Source organism: uncultured Tateyamaria sp. (assembly GCF_947503045.1).
In the GTDB taxonomy this organism is placed as follows: domain Bacteria; phylum Pseudomonadota; class Alphaproteobacteria; order Rhodobacterales; family Rhodobacteraceae; genus Tateyamaria.
In genome coordinates this window covers 68633-85973 of record NZ_CANNCF010000006.1, presented here as the reverse complement: position 1 = coordinate 85973, position 17341 = coordinate 68633, and the positions used below count along the sequence as shown (strand labels likewise).

Annotated in this window: 13 protein-coding genes; 6 read left to right on the top strand and 7 right to left on the bottom strand. The window is 57.8% G+C overall.

What is annotated here, in order from left to right:
• Window positions 1–32 precede the first annotated feature (32 nt).
• Window positions 33–1838, bottom strand: coding sequence for a type IV secretory system conjugative DNA transfer family protein (locus tag Q1A89_RS20635; RefSeq protein WP_299733084.1), 1806 nt, complete (start codon window positions 1836–1838; stop codon window positions 33–35).
• A gap of 236 nt (window positions 1839–2074) precedes the next feature.
• Here Q1A89_RS20635 and Q1A89_RS20630 point away from each other — a divergent pair, with 236 nt between their 5' ends.
• Window positions 2075–2530 carry a hypothetical protein gene (locus tag Q1A89_RS20630; RefSeq protein ID WP_299733081.1) on the top strand — a complete coding sequence of 152 codons (456 nt, stop codon included), beginning with the start codon at window positions 2075–2077 and terminating at the stop codon, window positions 2528–2530.
• 15 nt (window positions 2531–2545) lie between these two features.
• Complete coding sequence (locus Q1A89_RS20625) at window positions 2546–3640, top strand: hypothetical protein (RefSeq protein ID WP_299733078.1); 1095 nt, start codon at window positions 2546–2548, stop codon at window positions 3638–3640.
• Between the two features lie 32 nt (window positions 3641–3672).
• Here Q1A89_RS20625 and Q1A89_RS20620 read toward each other — a convergent pair whose 3' ends face one another.
• Both Q1A89_RS20620 and mobC read right to left on the bottom strand, forming a co-directional pair.
• Complete coding sequence (locus tag Q1A89_RS20620) at window positions 3673–4953, bottom strand: relaxase/mobilization nuclease domain-containing protein (protein ID WP_299733076.1); 1281 nt, start codon at window positions 4951–4953, stop codon at window positions 3673–3675.
• On the bottom strand, window positions 4950–5345 hold the full coding sequence (gene mobC, locus Q1A89_RS20615; RefSeq protein WP_299733074.1) for a plasmid mobilization relaxosome protein MobC: 396 nt from the start codon (window positions 5343–5345) through the stop codon (window positions 4950–4952). The genes Q1A89_RS20620 and mobC overlap by 4 nt, the downstream gene beginning before the upstream one ends.
• 700 nt (window positions 5346–6045) lie before the next feature.
• Here mobC and Q1A89_RS20610 point away from each other — a divergent pair.
• The 4 genes from Q1A89_RS20610 (at window position 6046) to Q1A89_RS20595 (ending at window position 13554) form a co-directional block, all read left to right on the top strand.
• A complete protein-coding gene (locus Q1A89_RS20610) occupies window positions 6046–8616 on the top strand; it encodes a methyl-accepting chemotaxis protein (RefSeq protein WP_299733072.1) in 2571 nt (856 codons plus the stop codon).
• Between the two features lie 392 nt (window positions 8617–9008).
• Window positions 9009–9647 carry a TetR/AcrR family transcriptional regulator gene (locus Q1A89_RS20605; RefSeq protein WP_299733069.1) on the top strand — a complete coding sequence of 213 codons (639 nt, stop codon included), beginning with the start codon at window positions 9009–9011 and terminating at the stop codon, window positions 9645–9647.
• Between the two features lie 341 nt (window positions 9648–9988).
• Complete coding sequence (locus tag Q1A89_RS20600; RefSeq protein ID WP_299733066.1) at window positions 9989–12502, top strand: bifunctional diguanylate cyclase/phosphodiesterase; 2514 nt, start codon at window positions 9989–9991, stop codon at window positions 12500–12502.
• A gap of 164 nt (window positions 12503–12666) precedes the next feature.
• Window positions 12667–13554, top strand: a complete 888-nt coding sequence (locus Q1A89_RS20595; RefSeq protein WP_299733063.1) for a YihY/virulence factor BrkB family protein — start codon at window positions 12667–12669, stop codon at window positions 13552–13554.
• Here Q1A89_RS20595 and Q1A89_RS20590 read toward each other — a convergent pair.
• The 4 genes from Q1A89_RS20590 to Q1A89_RS20575 all read right to left on the bottom strand — a co-directional run bounded on the left by Q1A89_RS20590 (window position 13520) and on the right by Q1A89_RS20575 (window position 17234).
• The gene (locus Q1A89_RS20590; RefSeq protein WP_299733060.1) at window positions 13520–14449 is read right to left on the bottom strand and encodes an AEC family transporter; all 930 of its coding nucleotides are present in this window, start codon (window positions 14447–14449) and stop codon (window positions 13520–13522) included. The two genes, Q1A89_RS20595 and Q1A89_RS20590, sit on opposite strands and share 35 nt — an antisense overlap.
• 72 nt (window positions 14450–14521) lie before the next feature.
• Window positions 14522–15325 carry an MBL fold metallo-hydrolase gene (locus Q1A89_RS20585; protein WP_299733056.1) on the bottom strand — a complete coding sequence of 268 codons (804 nt, stop codon included), beginning with the start codon at window positions 15323–15325 and terminating at the stop codon, window positions 14522–14524.
• On the bottom strand, window positions 15322–16122 hold the full coding sequence (locus Q1A89_RS20580) for a TatD family hydrolase (protein ID WP_299733054.1): 801 nt from the start codon (window positions 16120–16122) through the stop codon (window positions 15322–15324). Before Q1A89_RS20580 ends, Q1A89_RS20585 begins: the two co-directional genes overlap by 4 nt.
• Window positions 16119–17234: a DNA polymerase III subunit delta' gene (locus Q1A89_RS20575; protein ID WP_299733051.1), complete on the bottom strand. Its 1116-nt coding sequence runs from the start codon at window positions 17232–17234 to the stop codon at window positions 16119–16121. Before Q1A89_RS20575 ends, Q1A89_RS20580 begins: the two co-directional genes overlap by 4 nt.
• Window positions 17235–17341 lie beyond the last annotated feature (107 nt).

Here is a 17341-nt window from a genome sequence, read left to right as displayed (position 1 = left end):
GAGCATCGCCCACCGGAGCCAAAGGATCAGGGTCAGGCTGCGTCGTGCAGATTGACGCCTTTGTCTTTCAGATCAGGGTCTTCAAACCATCTGATCTTGCGCGCCATGATGGGATTGGCGTTTTCGATCAGGATCAACTGCAGATCATCATCCAAACGACGCAACTCGTCCGCAAAGATCAGCTTGCGCTGTGTCGCGGCCCGTGTGTCGGTGTTTGTGTTTGACGTGCTGCTGGAGCCGCCACCAGCCCCAGAGGATGAGCTGAACGCCGATGCCAAGGCTGAGGAGAAATTCCAAACAGTAGTCACACCACACAGCTTAGAAAAATACTCGGTAGAGCGTTCATCAGGCGAACCAAAATACGCAACAACCCCGCTATTGGCGATGAAGCTTTCATAATCCTCACCATAGACCCGACGCATCTGACAGAGGTCTTGGGCAATGCCCCAGATTTGCATGCCAAACCCTGCCATCAGCCCATAAGCTTGCTCGACAGATGCCAGACGCCCCAAAGAAGGCATTTCATCGAGGATGAACAGCACCGGTGTTTCTGGCTTCTCGCCGATATTGCGCGCATTGACGGTGATGGATTGTTGCACCATGGCGCGTAAGAGCCGTGAGAATGCCTCAACCCGATCTGCGGGTATGATCAGATAGACCGACATGGCTTTGGTCTTCAGGTCAGCAAAATCGAAGTCAGATGTGCTAATCGCATCCCGCACCCGCTCACTATCCAGAAAGTGCGTCTCAGCTTGCGCCGAGGCCATCACACTGGAGAGCAGCTTATCATCCTTTTGCAGGAACCGCGCCCCGGTCGAGGCAATCAGCGCATGCGGGCTGTTGGCCATATATTCAAACAAGGATGTTTGATCATCACCGGTGAGCAACAGCAGGTCACGCACAGTGCCCATATGGCGCTTGTCGTGATAGGTGATGTCAAAAGCCACCAGCAAGATCAGACCCCGAACGAGAGCCTTGGCCTCTTCCTGCCAGAACGGATCACCCTTGTCGTTTTTAACAACGAAGGATTCAGCGAGTACCATCGCATTCTCCGGCGCGTTGGGATCAGTGAGTTGAATCCAATCCAGAAAGTTGAACCGCGCAGGCGTGAACCCTGCCTCTTCGGCAGCGATGTTCCAGGGATCGAAGGCCAGAACCTCTTGGCCCATCTCTGCGCGCGCTTTGCCGGTGATCAGGAGGTTTTCGCCTTTGACGTCAATGACCAGCACCGAGCCGAGGTATTCCAGCAGGTTTGGAATGATGTGCGACACACCTTTGCCTGATCGTGTTGGGGCATAGGTAAAGGCGTGACGATCTCCCTTGTAGGAGATCTTTTGCCAATATTGCCCATCAAAATACGACCCGAGCAGAATGCCCGAGCTGCCAAAGATGTCCTTTTGCGCTAAATGCTGCGCATCTGCCCATTTGGCAGACCCGAACGTGGTTGGGGTTTCGCCCAAACGGCGCACGGCTTGATCAAACCAATAGCCTACGCCGTAACAAAAGCCGATCATGGCAATCAAAGTGGCGAGGCTCCAGCCCAGCGGGCCATGGTTCAAGACAGCAACAGCGCAAGCTACGACCGCCGCTCCAACGGCGATGGCCGCGCGCAGCTCACGCGCAGCAGGTGAAAAGAACCAGCCGATGGCAAAGCCCAGCCCGGTAGCCCCACCAATCATGACGACACGCAACATTGACATGCGCATCTGCCATTCTGATTGGGTGAGATAGTACCGTTGATCAGGGTCGAAAAAGCCCTGAGCAGCCGCATTGGTCGTGACCAGCCCGAGGGCAAGGCACAGACCAAACGTGGCCAAGTGGTTAAGTGGAAGTTTCACAGCACGTCTCCTTTCAAAGATTGAACGTGCCGCTCTCATGAAACATCAAACCCACACCCGTCTCAGGTGAAACACGGGTGATTGCGGGTGAAGGCTTCGAAGATTTGTTTGGGATAAAGTGATCTAGACGTTTGCAGTTGATACACTCGACAGGCACACTGTTTACGTACTGCATGGAGCAGGAGACAGGACTATCATGGCAAATACGTTACCACGGGAAAGGCGCTGTACTACTCATGGCCAGAACCGTTAGAAGTCTTAGTGGATATCATAACGCAAGAAAGCCACTGGCGCTTACTTTACGTTTAAGTTTCTGCGCCGTTTTTTCGCTCTTGATGTTTGGGTCTCTTCTTCCGGCTAGGGCCTTAGACGTCGCCAACTATCTGGAACTCACACTTCCTGAAGAACCGCCCAAGATCTCTGAGGGTGAGGTCGTTGGGGTGTACATCGACTGTATGTTGGCAGCAGGTGCTCTGAAAGCCACCGATGATTTTGAGGAAGGAAAGACAGAACTCAAAATTGACATGGAATACGCATTTCAGAACTGTCAACACATCGCCCAAACATTATACGTTGTAAAATACTATGAAATTCAGCGTCGAAACAAGGACGCATCGTTTGCTGCAATCGTCAATGGCGTGTTCGACTATTTCTGGTACGTCAATAGCCGAATAGAAGAAATAGTCCAATAGATATGAGTGGGAACAATGTTCACATATGTGTTTCGTCGGCAATCCTCATCTGTGCTTGGCATCTGTCTTTTGCTGACCGCTCCCGCAGAGACGTTTGGTCAAGAAAACCAAGAAATTGATCTTGTTGGGATTCAGGAAGCAGACCGTCAGTTAGAGATAGCAGAACAAATAAACCTCTGGGGTACTGTGCTTGAATTCTTTGGGCTCGCGACGACGCAGCGTAATGTACCCGTTGGACAAATCAATGAAGCGGTGCAGAAGCTAGGAGGTACAGACACTCCAGAAGGTGCGGAACGAGCACAAAGTATTTCTCGCGCTCGATCGGAGGTTAGACAAGCTCTTGAGGACGTCAACACGAGCTACAACCGGTTCTTATTGGGAAACTCGACTAGCACGTCAGTTCTTCGACGCGAAGCCCAATCAGCATCTGGCGTTCCAACGACTAGTGCACCGCCTCCTTACATAAGAATAATGCCTGACGGTTCTGTACGTGAGTACGAGCAAGTAGTGGTTATAGACTTTGAGGGTCGCGAACGAGTGATGATTACCGACCGGTATACGGTGGTGGATCAAGCAATTAGGACGGATACAACTATTAAAAATGGGGCAATCGTTGATACTCAAACATATCAATTGCGAAGCCCGCCTGCCATCAGCACCGAGGGTGCAGACTCTAGCAGAACGCTAGGCTCACGAGCACTTACGGACGAGGCTCAAGAAGCATTAGACAAGTATATCGGACGAGCTTGCGAGCATGCAGATAGGCGTGGTCAGGTTGCTTCTGACGGACTTCTTGTCCGTGATCTCAACGCTGATGGCATGGATGATCTTATTCTATACCATGACAAAATCACCTGCGACGGTCCCAACCCCAAAAGCAACAGATGTGTTAGAGATAACTTGTGTCCGGTTTTCATACTTTGGCCCGTAATCTCTTCTTACACCGGTGAACCTGTATTTACTGGTTGGAGGACGTACTTGGGCGGAGACATTGAAGTCGGGTCTGAAACTCCGCCAGTTCTGACATATCGCAGCGAAAATGGGTACTTCACGATACAGTGGAACGGCCAGCTGTTTAAAGAGTCTCAATGGCGGCGCCATGGAGACTAGGCTTACTATGGGTCTTTGTCGTGCCAATTATCTCACCGAGTGAACCCAAGGCTGCGGGATCGGCTGTGAACTCGCTGACTTGTTGCGCGATTTGTGTGAGCTTGCTGCCGTATTAGGTAGCTAGCGATGTTGCGCGCCAGTAGGCCTCGGTCTCTCCTCTGGCTGGATTTGAGCCGTTTGACCCGTTGCTGCAAGTCCTTGCGCTCGGCCATTTGTGTCAAGATCAATTGATCTCGCTGTTCTTGATCGCGGCGCGAGGATGATAATGCCTCAACTTCATTGCGTTTGATGATCCGGCGATGCGCGCCTGTGAGCCGATCAAACAATCCGCGCAGACCCCTGTTAAGGCGATCAGAGCGACTTTGGGTTTCTTCGGCCCATCGTTTGTCTTGTTTGAGCTTGAGATCAGCGCGTTCCTTGCGCTGTGCTTTTACTATCGCGGCGCGCTCCGCATAGAATGGCTGCATTTCACGACCATGCTTGTCTTTGATCTGCTGGATGTAGTCACGCACTTGATCGGTTTTGCGGGCACGCAGCCACTCTGTAACGTCGGCGGGGGATTTTGAATCACCTGCGTCCGTCAGTCGAGTTTTGATGTCTTTTGCTTTGACGCCCATCCATCTCGACAGTGAATAGATGTTGTCATGAATATCCAAGGCGACGAACGCACGGCGGTCTCCCGTGGCGAGATACAGACCTTTGTCAGTCAACGCCGCCTTCAGAGACTTCGCATCATCGGATTGTGCCCATGCCTCACGAAAAAGCTGCTTCATCTCTCTTGGATCAACACCAACGCGTTGCGCAATCTGCCATTCTTCCAGTGTGAAGTTCAGAGGGTCTTTGTCGCCGTAGGTTTTAAGACCCTTTGGGAGTTCCCAACCATGATCCAAGAACAGCTCTTTTGAAACATCGCGAAGTTTGACTTTGAAATGGGGGAGGTTGATGGCCTTCATGCTGTCAGCATCGATACGTGACCACACAACATGCGCATGACGCCGTCCTTGTTTTTCATGGATGATCATGGCTCGGGGTTGATCTTGAAGCCCGAGCTTGTCTGCGATGCGTTGCGCAGCCTGTTCAAACTCTTCCTCAGAAACGAAGGCATCTTCCGGCGGGTTTAAGCTGACTGAAAACATAAACTGTGTGCATTGGGTCGCCTTTGAAACCGCATAGGCTTCATCCAACGCACCGTGAAGATCATCGGCCATGAATCCATCAACCTTGGCCAGAGTGACGTGATCATTGTCGCGATGATTCATCAAATGATCTGCCAGCGCCCGCGCACCAGAGCGTTGAGAAGCGATGATGATCATGGCTTGATCCCGAGGGCTTTCATCAAGGTCGCACGCATCCACGCGACTTCGGCAATGGCTTGCTGCAAGTCGGCTTCTAATTCTTCATCTACAACCAACGTGCCTTGGTTCAGATGCTTGGCGATCTGATTGAGATTGTTGGCTGTGCGTGATTGCCCTAGACGCGCCAGCACTTCCGCCAAGAGCTGTTGTTCAGCAACAGGTGGTTTTTGTCGCTTGCGGTATGTGGGTGCCGCTTCGTCAAAAACCACTAGCTTGATGTAGGCACCAAGCGCCAAGTTCCCTGCCTGTTGCTCTAGAAGTGTACGTTCTTCGTCCGACAGTCGGAGAGACAACGGGGCGGGGCGTTTCTTGGGTGTTCTTTGTTGAGGCTTTGTTTGCTGTAAAGTCATGGACGCGGTCCTCGCAACTCGTCAGCAAGTGGCCTGATTATGTCGTGCCATCGTTCTAGCTCATCAAACACCTCATCAATGGAAGGCTGTGCGCGCCCACAAGAATTGTTAAACTGGCTAAGGACAGCGTTCGAATTTTCTCTGTCTGACCGCACCATGCTTCTCATTTGGCGGTTTTGTATCAGCATGTGAGCATGCGCTTGGCGCTCGGTTCTGATGCGCCCGGCTTCTTTGGAGTTTCAGGGAATCGGAGCTCTGCTCAGAATTCTGGGGCCGACTGGTGCATCGAAGGCTCCCGATTTGCGTCGACCTGCGAGTCGCATTTTTTGCATCTCCGACATCCACCTCGCATTTCTCCAACCGCTCCGCGTTAGGATAGTTGTCGCATTTCGCCGGGCTTCGAACAGCAAGGCTGGTCCAGCCCGGCATTTTGCATTCACCGCGGCGCCCGACCTGCACTTGGGTTCAGCAATCAGTAACATTTGCGGGGTATCGAATGGCCACCTGAGCGACTGAAGGATCAATGGGCCATGGCATTCACTGCCATCACTGGACAAAACAGGCGGCGGACTCACCGGCATCGACAAGTTGGTGCGCGCGGCGCGGCTAGGTGCGCAGTCTGGCATGCCTTGTTGTCGCCGATAGGTCCATTTGGTTCCCAAACGAACGCCTTTACAACGCAATTCCGGAGTGCGCAGCCATGACATCCGAAAACCCTGCTTCGCATCAAGGCCTGCGCGCGTCCATCAACCAGATCGGGATCAAGCTTCCCCTGCTGATAAGCGCCCTGGTTGCCACCACAATCCTCGTGTTGGTGTTTGCCAACTCTGCCCTGACCAAACGCATCATCACTGATGGCGCAAGCCAGCGGCTGGAAGGCGTTGGCATCCTCAAGGTCAAGGAAGTTGAGACCCTTTTGAACACCATCGACCGCGACCTGCGGCTGCGAGCGTCGGATCCGTCGGTCAGAACGGCGCTGATTGCGCTGGCGGATGGTTTTGCCTCGACCGAGAACGCGGCGGAGGTGCTGCAGCGGGCCTATATCACGGACAACCCGCATCCGCTGGGCGAAAAAGATCTGTTGGTGTCGACCGATACCGGATCAAGCTATGGTTTTATCCATGCGGTCTACCATCCGGCGCTGGATGCTTTGCAAAACGAGATGGAATATTACGATATCTTCCTGTTCGATCCCGAGGGCAATCTGGTCTACAGTGTGTTCAAGGAAAATGACTATGCCACCAACCTCCTGACCGGTCCGTGGAAGGATTCCGGCCTTGGCCAAGTGTTTCGCGGCGCGATGGAGTTGAATGCGAGCGATCCGGCTTTCTTCGTAGATTTCGCACCTTACGAGCCAAGCGCCTTTGCTCCGGCGGCCTTTATCTCGCGTCCGGTGTTCAACGAAAATGGCAAACGCATCGGCGTGCTGGCCTATCAGATGCCGATTGGGCAGCTGAACACAGCGGCAAGTGATCTCGAAGGGCTTGGTGAGACGGCGGACGGATTTCTGGTGGGTGCTGATTTTCTCATGCGCACAGATTCCATCATGTCCGAAGAGGACGATATCCTGAGCACCGAATACGATCTGGATGTTGTGCGCGCGGGCCTTGCGGGCCAATCGGGACTGTCCGCATACACCGAGCCGACGGGTCGTGACGTAAAGGCGTTTTATGCGCCAATCGAGTTTCTGGGCACAACTTGGGTCGCAATTGTTCAGCAGGACAGGGCGGAATTGTTCGCCGGACTGCCTTGGGCATTAAAATGGGCAGTTGGGATTGCCGTGGCGACCTTTATGGCGGTTCTGACGATTTCGGTCTTTTTCTCGCGGACGATTTCGCGACCGGTTCAGAAGCTGACCGTTGCAATTCGCCGTGTTGCGGGCGGGACCTATGAAACGGAGATTCCCGGTATTGAGCGCGCGGACGAAGTGGGTGAAATGGCCCGTGCAACCGAGGTGTTCAAGCAGAATGCCATAAAGGTCGAAGCCCTGAACGCCGAGCAGGAAGAAGCCAACCGCAAAATGGCCGAAATGGCCAAAGAGCGCGAGAAAGCCGCCCGGCGCGAGGTCGAATTGGCCAAGGAAAGAGAGCAGGCTGACGCACAGGTCGCGGCGGAACGTGAAGAGATGATGGGTCATCTGGGCAAGTCGTTTGGGCGTGTTGTCGAAGCGGCCATTGAGGGTGAGTTTTCCGAACGGGTTGAGGCGAATTTCTCGGATCGCGTTCTCAATGATCTTGCTGAAAACATTAATCAGCTGCTCAGTGTCGTCGATCAGGGCTTGTCCGACACCGGTCAGGTTCTGGAACGCATCGCGGACGGTGATCTTTCCAAACGAATGGAGGGTGATTTCCGCGGCGCATTTGGGAGCCTTCAGGGCAACGTCAACGACATGATGGAGTCGTTGAAGTCGCTGATTGGTGACATTTCCCGCAGTGGCACAACACTTGCGTCCTCGTCTGCGGAAATGCGCGACACGGCCGCCGATATGTCGCGACAGGCCGAACGCAATGCCGCCTCGCTTGAGGAAACCTCCGCCGCGCTGGAAGAGTTGACGGCGAGCATCAAGCAGGTGAGCGGGAATATTGACGATGCCAGCAAGAATGCGCGATCCGCACGCGACACGGCAGTGTCCAGTGAACAGGTGGCTGCAGATGCGGCCAGCTCGATGGAGCGTATTGCGGACGCCTCAAACGAGATTGCGCGCGTCGTCGGCGTCATCAACGATATTGCGTTCCAGATCAACCTGTTGGCCCTGAATGCCGGGGTCGAGGCGGCGCGGGCAGGGGATGCGGGGCGCGGGTTTTCCGTCGTCGCCTCCGAAGTGCGGCAACTGGCGCAGCGCGCGGGCGAGGCTGCCAAGGAGATTGATACCGTCATTACCAAGAGTGACGAGGCGGTGTCAGAGGGCGTGACAAAAGTCAGGAATGCGCGGTCTTCGCTTGAAACGATTGCCGAGAGTGTCATCCGGATCACGACCGGAGTTGAAGAAGTCTCCGCCGCAATTGCCGAACAGGCGAGCGGAATTGGCGAAATCGCCTCGGCCGTTGGCCTGATCGATCAAAACACGCAGGAGCAGGCCGCGTCCTTCGAGGAAGTCACCGCCGCCAGCACTGTGCTGGCCAGCGAGGCAGAAAGCCTGCAGCAGTCGACCGCGCGGTTCCGTACGGGCGAGTATGGACAGGTCGTCGCGATGAAGCAGACAGTTGCCAAACCCGCCGACGCACCCGCCCCGGCGAAGGTTGTTGGCGGTGGAGGATGGGAAGAGTTTTGACGCCGGAACATCTAGAGTTGTACCCATTTTCCACGTGACGTGTGCGGGATTGGACACTGTACATTGATTTATCGCCGCGCCTCGAACAAAGCCGGAGCGTTGGGAATTGCTGGATGCCTGTGCGAAGGCGTTGTCACATTCTTCGCAATTGGGAGACGGCTTTATGCACTGCGAGATAGAAACGGTATGAATGCTGTTCCTGACCATGCGTGGGTGCGTGCCTGATTTTGGTCAATGTGGAACCGCCTTTCTCTTCAACAGACGGCGGAGAATTGGCCCGCCTCGATACTCTTTTGCGTGACCTAACAAGCTGTATTCATTGACGGGGTCGCGTCCGACTTCGCATAAATGCTGCTTAGATTGATGTGAGAATTGATTTAGGGGGCAGGAGGATGACGCAGTCAGACGAGCCCAAGGACACGCGCGTTCGTATCATTGAAGGTGCGTTCAAGGCGTTGAACAAAGAAGGCTTGCCGCCCCTGTCCTATGACAGGATCGCGGCGGAGGCCGGGGTGTCGCGGCAGTTGGTCCGCTATCACTACGAAGACCCCGAGACACTTATGGTGGCGATTTGCGATTTCCTCGCCAACGCCTATCGCGAGGCCCTTTTACAGAATGCAGCGCAACTGGTGGGGTCGGCGCGTCTCGAGATGTTTCTGGATTTCTATTTTGATCTCATTGATGGGGTCGGAAAGCCCAGGGACGACGCAGTATACGACGCGATGATGAGCATCGCGGCCGGCTCATTGCGCGTGCGCGAAAACCTCAGGGGGCAATACGTCCTGTTGGGTCAGGTCCTGAGCCACGAGTTTCAACTGGCACATCCCGAATTGGGCAAACAGTCTTCGGAGGAGCTGTCCTATTTGTTCGTCGCGCTGATGTATGGGCATTGGAAAATGGTGGCGAGCCTTGGCGTGTCGAGCGGGCACAATCAGTTGACCCGAAACGCGATGGACCGACTGATCCAGTCTTATGTTGATGCGGGCACACCCGTCAGCGCCCTGGATCGGGTCTGGAGTGCTGAACCCTAGTATACCCGGTCGTTCATTCGACGAGGTGCGTCCAGGCCTTTTGTGCAAGGTGATGCTGTCTTTGTCTGCCGTCCAATTGGAATGAAAATGTGCTCATTTGGCGCCTCTGCATCGGGCCCGCATCGCCCGCAAAACACCGCTCCGACGAACGCATGCGCACTGTGTGCCAGAGCGTCGCAGGTGTTCCTTCGTCCCTTCACTACAATACATCTGACGCTGCCCTGACGATCTGTTCGAAATCCGACAAAGTTTCTTGACGCTGTGCTTGTCCGGGTCACACGCGTTCCAGTGCGGGACCAAGCCCACTTAGCGAAATTGTAACTCCGACAATTTAGGCAGAATTGAGCCCCTACGTTCCGACCAAGCACCAGGATGAACGCCTCTTGTCGACCAAGGACGCCCTTTGCGATGCAATCGATCTGGCCTCGCTCAGACTGATTGTGGACACCCTGCCGCATCCGGCGGCTGTCTTGCAGGGTGTGGGGCAGATCAGCCATGAAAACCGTGCCTTTCGGTCTTTGCGAGACCGGGCTTTTCCCGCGATTGCACCGGACGATTTCCTCGAGACCCTCAAGCCCTTTGATCGCGCAAAAGTCGAACAGATGGCGCGGGACGTGACAGGCCTGCGTCCCGGGCGGTACCAACTGGACTGGCAACTGCCCGGCGCGTTGGTCACAACCCATTCCGCGGACCTGACCCGTTTGACCTATGACGGCGCTTTTGCCGGGATCCTGTGCCAGATGACGCCGGATCAATGCGCTCAAAGTCCGACATTGCGCTACCTGATGGAAAACCTCGATCAGGGGGTTTGGGACTATAACCTGCAGACGGGCGCCTTTGTCGCCTCAAAGGCGTGGCGCAAATTGCGCGGCTGGTCCGAGGATCATGTGATCGACATGTCCAATGACAACTGGCTGGCACAGGTCCACCCCGAGGATCGCGCCCGCCTGCGGGAGGCCTTTGATGACCAGCGGGACGGCGGAGCCAAGAGTATCGTCATCCAGTACCGGCATCTGCACGACGAGGGGCATTGGGTCTGGATCCTGTGCCGTGCCAGCGTGGTCGAGACGGATTCGAGCGGCAGGCCTGTGCAGATTGTCGGCACCGACACCGACATTTCCGAGGCGATGCACAGTCAGGAGGCCATCAACCAGCTTGCAGGCAAGCTCAAGCTTGCGGTCGAGGCATCGGGCATGGGGATTTGGGAGTTCAATCCCGAGACCAGAAAGGTGCATTGGGATGACCGCATGCTGGAAATCTACGGGATCAGCGATGGGTCGAACGTCCGTTCTGACAACCTGTGGGAAACGCATCTGCACCCCGATGACTATGAAGCGACGGTGGCCTATGCGCGCGAGTGTCAGCGCCTGAACACGGACTTCAAACGTGATTACCGCATTGTCCGCCCTGGCGGAACGGTGCGCCATATCCGAAGTCTTGCGCGCACAGTGACCGCGCCAAACGGGCCGACCAAGCTGATCGGTGTGAATTTCGACGTCACCGAAGACTATCGTCGCGCCGAAGAGTTGGAGGTGGCGCGCGCCAAGCTGGAACATGACGCCCTGCACGACGAACTCACCGGTCTTGGGAATCGCCGTGGGCTCGATCAGGCGGCGGCAGAGTTGTTCAATCGCATCTCGGGCGACAGTTGCTATGCGGCAATGCATATCGACCTCGACCACTTCAAAAAGGTGAATGATACGCTAGGGCACCCGGCAGGTGATTTCGTGCTGTCGCAGGTGAGCGATATTCTGGTCGATACCATCGGGACCATGGGCCAGCCGTTTCGGGTCGGGGGCGATGAATTTGCGGTGCTTTTTGAAGATGCGCCGGACAAGGATGTGCTCAACGCGATGTGCGATCAGCTGATCGAGGCGATCAGCGCGCCGATGTCCTTTCAGGGTCAGCCCTGTTCGGTGGGCGCCAGCATTGGCTATGCGATTGGCCACGGCCAGCCGCGATCCCAATCGTCGATCTTTATCGAGGCCGATACGGCCCTTTATGCCGCCAAGCGGGCCGGGCGTTTTTGTTACCGCGCCTATAGCGAAGAGGTGGGGGCCGAGTTCCATCTGGTCTCAAACACCCGCCAAGACCTCAAGGCGGCGCTGAACGCGGATCAGATCGTGTGCTTTTTCCAGCCGCAATATGATGCGGAAACCCTTGAGATCGTCGGCGCAGAAGCGCTTGTGCGCTGGCAATGCCCCAAGCGCGGTTTGCTGGCCCCGGCGCAGTTTCTGCCCAACGCCATTGATGCGGGCCTGCTCGATGCAATTGATCGCTGCGTGTTTCAGCGCGTCGCCACCTTGCAGACCGAATGGACGGACCTGGGGCTCAGTTTTCCGCGCATTTCCGTCAACATCTCTCGGGCGCGCCTTGAGGATGAGGCCCTGCTGGAACAGACGAGGGCCGACCTGCGTGATCACCATGAGATTGCGTTTGAGTTGCTTGAAACCACATTTTACGACACCCCCAGCACGGCCTTGCTTTACAAGCTGGACGCGATCCGCGAGATGGGCATACGGATCGAAATGGACGACTTTGGCACTGGTCACGCGTCGGTCAAGGCGTTGCAGGCGCTGCAGCCCGACGCGGTCAAGATCGACCGCAGCCTGGTGACCTATCTGGGCACCCACGCCAAGCAGTTGGAGATACTGCAAAGCCTGTCGCGCATCGCCCGGCTGGAGGGTGCGGATGTCGTGGTCGAAGGGTTGGAGACCGGCACCCACATGGCCGCGATCCGCAAGCTCGATTGCGATGTCCTTCAGGGATACGTGCTGCAACGGCCCATGGCAGAACTGGAATTTGCCGCCCTATTGAAAGCCAACTGCAAGGCCGAGGTGCCCCGGACCGGGTAGTGCCCGCCTTGGTTCGACGCCTTGATCGGCCACGCCTGCCGACCGCCATGTCTCACCCCGCTCAAAGATCACCCGTAACCCAAGCATCGCGATTGCAGCGCTGGGCATCGGCCCTATGTTGTTACGGCATAGACAAAGAAGACTGCGCCGATATGAGCGAACCCGTGACGAGTGCCAGACCCCCGAAAGATGCCGCGCTGTGGTGGCGGGCGGGCACCCATGTGTTTCGACTGATGGATGAAAAAAACCTTGGGCTGATTGCAGCCGGTGTGGCGTTTTATGCCATCCTAGCGATCTTTCCCGGTCTCGCCGCGACCATTGCATTGTGGGGCATCGTCGGCGATCCGGGTCTTGCACTGGCGCAGTTGCAGGAGTTTCAGGCGGTCATGCCTGCGGATGTCTATCGCCTGTTGGATGCGCAGTTGACCAAGCTGGCGACCACGGACGGGCTGACACTCGGGTGGGCTTCGGTGATTTCCTTTGCTTTTGCGCTGTGGTCGTCGCGCGCCGGGGTGGCCGCGTTGATGCGCGGACTTAACGCGATTTACGACGCACCGAACCGCACGGGGCTGTCGCAATACATCCGCGCACTGATGCTGACGGCCAGCCTGATTGGCGTATTGCTGGTGGCGATGGCCTGCATCGTGATCCTGCCCGTGATCCTTGCCTTTTTCCCGCTTGGGCCGCTTGCAGGCTTTGGCGTTGAGGTGGTGCGCTGGGTTGTCGGGGTTGGCGTCTTGCTGATCGGATTTGCGTTGATTTACCGACTGGGCCCGAACCTGAGCGGGCGGCGGCCCAAGCTGGTCTCGCCGGGGGCCGTGTTTGCCACAGTGGGCTGGGTCGGCGCGTCGATCGGATTTTCGATCTATTTGCGCAATTTTGGCACCTATAACGAGGTCTATGGCTCGATCGGGGCAGTGATTGTCATGCTGATGTGGCTGTTCATCAGTGCTTATCTGGTCCTGCTTGGTGGCGCGCTCAACGCCGAGCTTGCGCGCGCGCGCCGGGCCAAACTGTCTATCCCAGAACCACCAGCCACATCCACGCCGTGATCAGCGACGCCGCCGTGGCGACCAGCACGGAGGAGGCCGCCACCCGTCGCGCCCGCCCGTACATATTTGCAAAGATATAGCCGTTGACCCCCGGCGCCATGGCCGCAGTCAGAACGCCGGTGTTGAAGATGCCGGCTGGTACTGCCAGCGCATTTCCCAAAGTCCAGGTGATCGCCGGATGGATCAGAAGTGACACCGCGCAGATCATCACGATCACCCGCGCATCGCCCTCGGGTTTGTACTGGATCAGCACGCCGCCAAGCGCGAACAGCGCGGTGGGCAGGGCCGCCCGGATCACCAGATCAAGCCCGTCGCGCAGCACTTCCGGCAGGGTGATCCCGGCAAGGTTGACGATGAACCCGGCTATGATCGCCAGCACCAGCACGTTGCGGAACATCGCCCGCGCCACGCCCCGCGCCATGACCAGCGGCGACTGACCGCGATTGCGCGCAATCTCCATCGCCGTGATCCCCAGCCCGTAGCAAAAGGGGGAATGGAAGGCGATGATCGAATAGGCCCCGGCCAACGCATCCGGTCCATAGGCCCGTTCGTTGATCGCCAGCCCCAGCAGGACCGAGTTGGAAAACAGGCAGCAAAAGCCGATGGCGACGCTGTCCTCCCAGTCGCGGTTGAACAGGAAACGCGCGCCAAAGAGGCCAAGGAAGAACCCGGCTGTCGCCCCGGTATAAAAGCTGAACAGAAGGAGCGGGTTCAGGCTGACCGTGAGGTCGAGATTGGCGATGGCCGAAAACAAGAGGCAGGGAATCGCGAAATGCTGCGAGAATTTCATCAGCGCATCGACCCCGGAGGCCGGGAAAAACCCGCGCCACACGGCAACATAGCCGAACCCGATCACCAGAAAGACGGGCAGGATGACGTCGAGGAGGGCTTGCATGTTTCAGGCCTTGGTGTGGGCCGAGAGTGCGGGAGCCTCCGGCGGGAGTTTTCTTTGCCAAGTGAAGGTGGATCAGGGCGCGGGCAGGGTGAGCCGCATGCCGTCATAGGCGGGTTCGATATGGTCAGGGGTTTCGTGCAGAACGGTGTCGTAGTCCAGATCGATATGCATGTTGGTCAACACTGCGCGTTTCGGTTTGATCTGCTCGATCCAGTTCAGCGTGTTGGACAGGTGGCTGTGCGTCGGGTGGGGGTCTCGCCGCAACGCGTCCACGATCCAGATGTCGAGGTTTTCCAGCGCGCTCCACGCCCCGTCGGGGATGTCGGCGACGTCCGGCAGATAGGCGAGGTTTGCGATACGGAACCCGAGCGCCTCCATGCTGCCATGGCCGACCTCGAACGGTTCAAAGGTGATTGGTCCGCCGGGGCCGTCGATCACCGTGGCCCCTTCAATCGTGTTGAGTTCGAGGATGGGCGGGTAGGGCGAGCCCTTGGGTTGCACAAAGACATAGCCAAAGCGGTTGAGCAGGGAGTCCTGCGTCGGGCTGTCCGCCCAGACCTGCAGGCGAGTGCGCATATTGAACACGATCATGCGCAGATCGTCGATGCCGTGCACATGATCGGCATGGGAATGGGTATAGATCACACCGTCCAACCGCCCGACGCCTGCGTTAAGCAACTGGTTGCGCAGGTCCGGCGAGGTGTCGATCAGCGCCGTTGTGGTGCCCGCCGCGCTGGTCCGTTCCACCAGCAGCGAGCAACGTTGCCGCCGGTTTTTCGGATTGTCCGGGTCACACGCCCCCCAATGCCCGCCAAGGCGCGGCACTCCGCCCGAAGAGCCGCAGCCCAGGATGGTGAAGGTCAGCGTATCCGTCATGGGGCAACTCTGTACGCAGCCGCCTTTGAGAACAAGCGGTCGAAGTTCTTTTGGGTTTGCGCGGCGAAATCGGCATAGTCCATGTCGAACACCTCTGCCCCTTTGCGCGCCGTGTGGGCGGTATAGGCGGGCTGGTTTCTTTTGCCCCGATGTGGGGGCGGGGCGAGGTAGGGGGCGTCGGTTTCGACAAGGATTCGGTCCACCGGGGCGGCGGCAAAGATGTCGCGCAACTCTTGTGACTTGGGGAAGGTCGCGATGCCGGACATCGACAGGTAAAACCCCAGATCAAGCGCGGCGCGTGCCAGTGCCGCGCCCGAGGAAAAGCAGTGCATGACGCAAGAATAGGCCCCTTGCGCGAATTCCTCGCTGAGGATTTCGGCCATGTCCTCGTCCGCGGCGCGCGCGTGGATGATCAGCGGCAGACCCGTTTGGCGCGCCGCATCGATGTGTATGCGCAGCGAGGCCTGTTGGATCGCAGCACTTTCCGAGGTGTAGTGATAGTCGAGCCCCGTTTCGCCGATGCCGACGAATTTGGGGTGTTTGGCCAGTGCGATCAACTCGTCCGTGCTGGCCAGTGGCTCGTCTGCGGCACTCATCGGGTGGGTGCCTGCGGCGTAGAATACGGGTGCGTGGGTTTCGGCAATCGCCCGCACCTGTGGCTCATGCCGCAAGCGCGTGCAGATCGTGACCATGCGCGTCACCCCGGCCTCGGCTGCATTTGCGATGATCTGTTCCAGCTGCCCTTCGAAATCTGGGAAATCGAGGTGGCAGTGACTGTCGGTAATGTGTGGGATCATCTTGGATTGGCCGTGGTTGAAAGTTTGAACAGGGTGTCGAGCACCAGCGCGCCGGGGTCAAGGTTGACCGCCCGCCCATGGCGCGCGCGCGCCAGCGCTGTTTGCGCGGTGTCGGCCCAGGCGCGCGCCTGCGCGGGGTGGGCGGCGAGGCGGGCGAAGGTGGCAGCCTCGTTCGGGGCCGCCTCGACGGCTGGTGGGTGACCGGCGCCGGTGCGGGCCAGACGCGACAGCGCGATGTCGATCAGCGTGTAGAGCAGATCAAGCCGCGCCTCGGCCCCGCGCGCGCCTGCGGCTTCGGCCATGGCCAGCGCGCGCCCGCGATCAAGATTGGGCATGGTTCCCATCAATCCAATGAAGTCGGAATAGAGTTTCAACCCGTCCAGAAGGGCAAGCCGCAGCGCGTCACCCACTGATCCTGCGCTCAGTTCGGCCAGCGCCGCCGCGCCGGGGCCGGGATCGACGCCTGCTTGCGCCATCGCCTCGGCCATCTGGTCCGCGTTGAGCGTGCCCAGTCGCAATGTCCGGCAGCGCGAGCGGATGGTGGGCAAAAGGCGGCTGGGCTGGTGGCAGATCAGAAGCAAGGTGGTGCGGGCGGGTGGCTCTTCGAGCATTTTCAGCAGCGCGTTGGCGGCGTTGACGTTCATGTCGTCCGCCGCGTCGATGATCACCACCCGCCGCCCGCCGTCCGTGGCCGAAAGCTGAAAGAAGGAGGCCATGTCCCGGATGTCATCGACCACGATCTGGTCACGCATGCGCTTGGTCTTCTCGTTCTCAGTTCGGTGCACGGATTTGAGGCCCGGTTCGGCGCCCGCCGCGATCCGGTGTGCAACCGGGTGGTCCGCAGGGATTTCGAGGCTGCGGGGCTCAGGCGTGCCGAACATGTCGTCGGGGTCGGGATCAGGTGTGGCGAGCAGAAAGCGCGCGATGCGCCAGGCCAGCGTCGCCTTGCCCACTCCGCGCGGGCCGGTGATCAGCCAGGCATGATGCAGACGCCCGGTGTTGAACGCATCGACAAAGGCCGATTGCGCCGCGTCCTGACCGATCAGGCGGGCCGTGTCGCGCGGATGCGGTGCGCCCTCGACGCGGGTGGGATCGGGTGTTTCGTCAGCCATGGGCCGGGATGTAGCACTGGCGCGGGGCAGGGGGAATGGGCTTGGGCCGGATTGAGGGGGCTCTGCCCCCGGCTTTCAGCCTCCCCCGGGATTTTTTTGAAACAGAG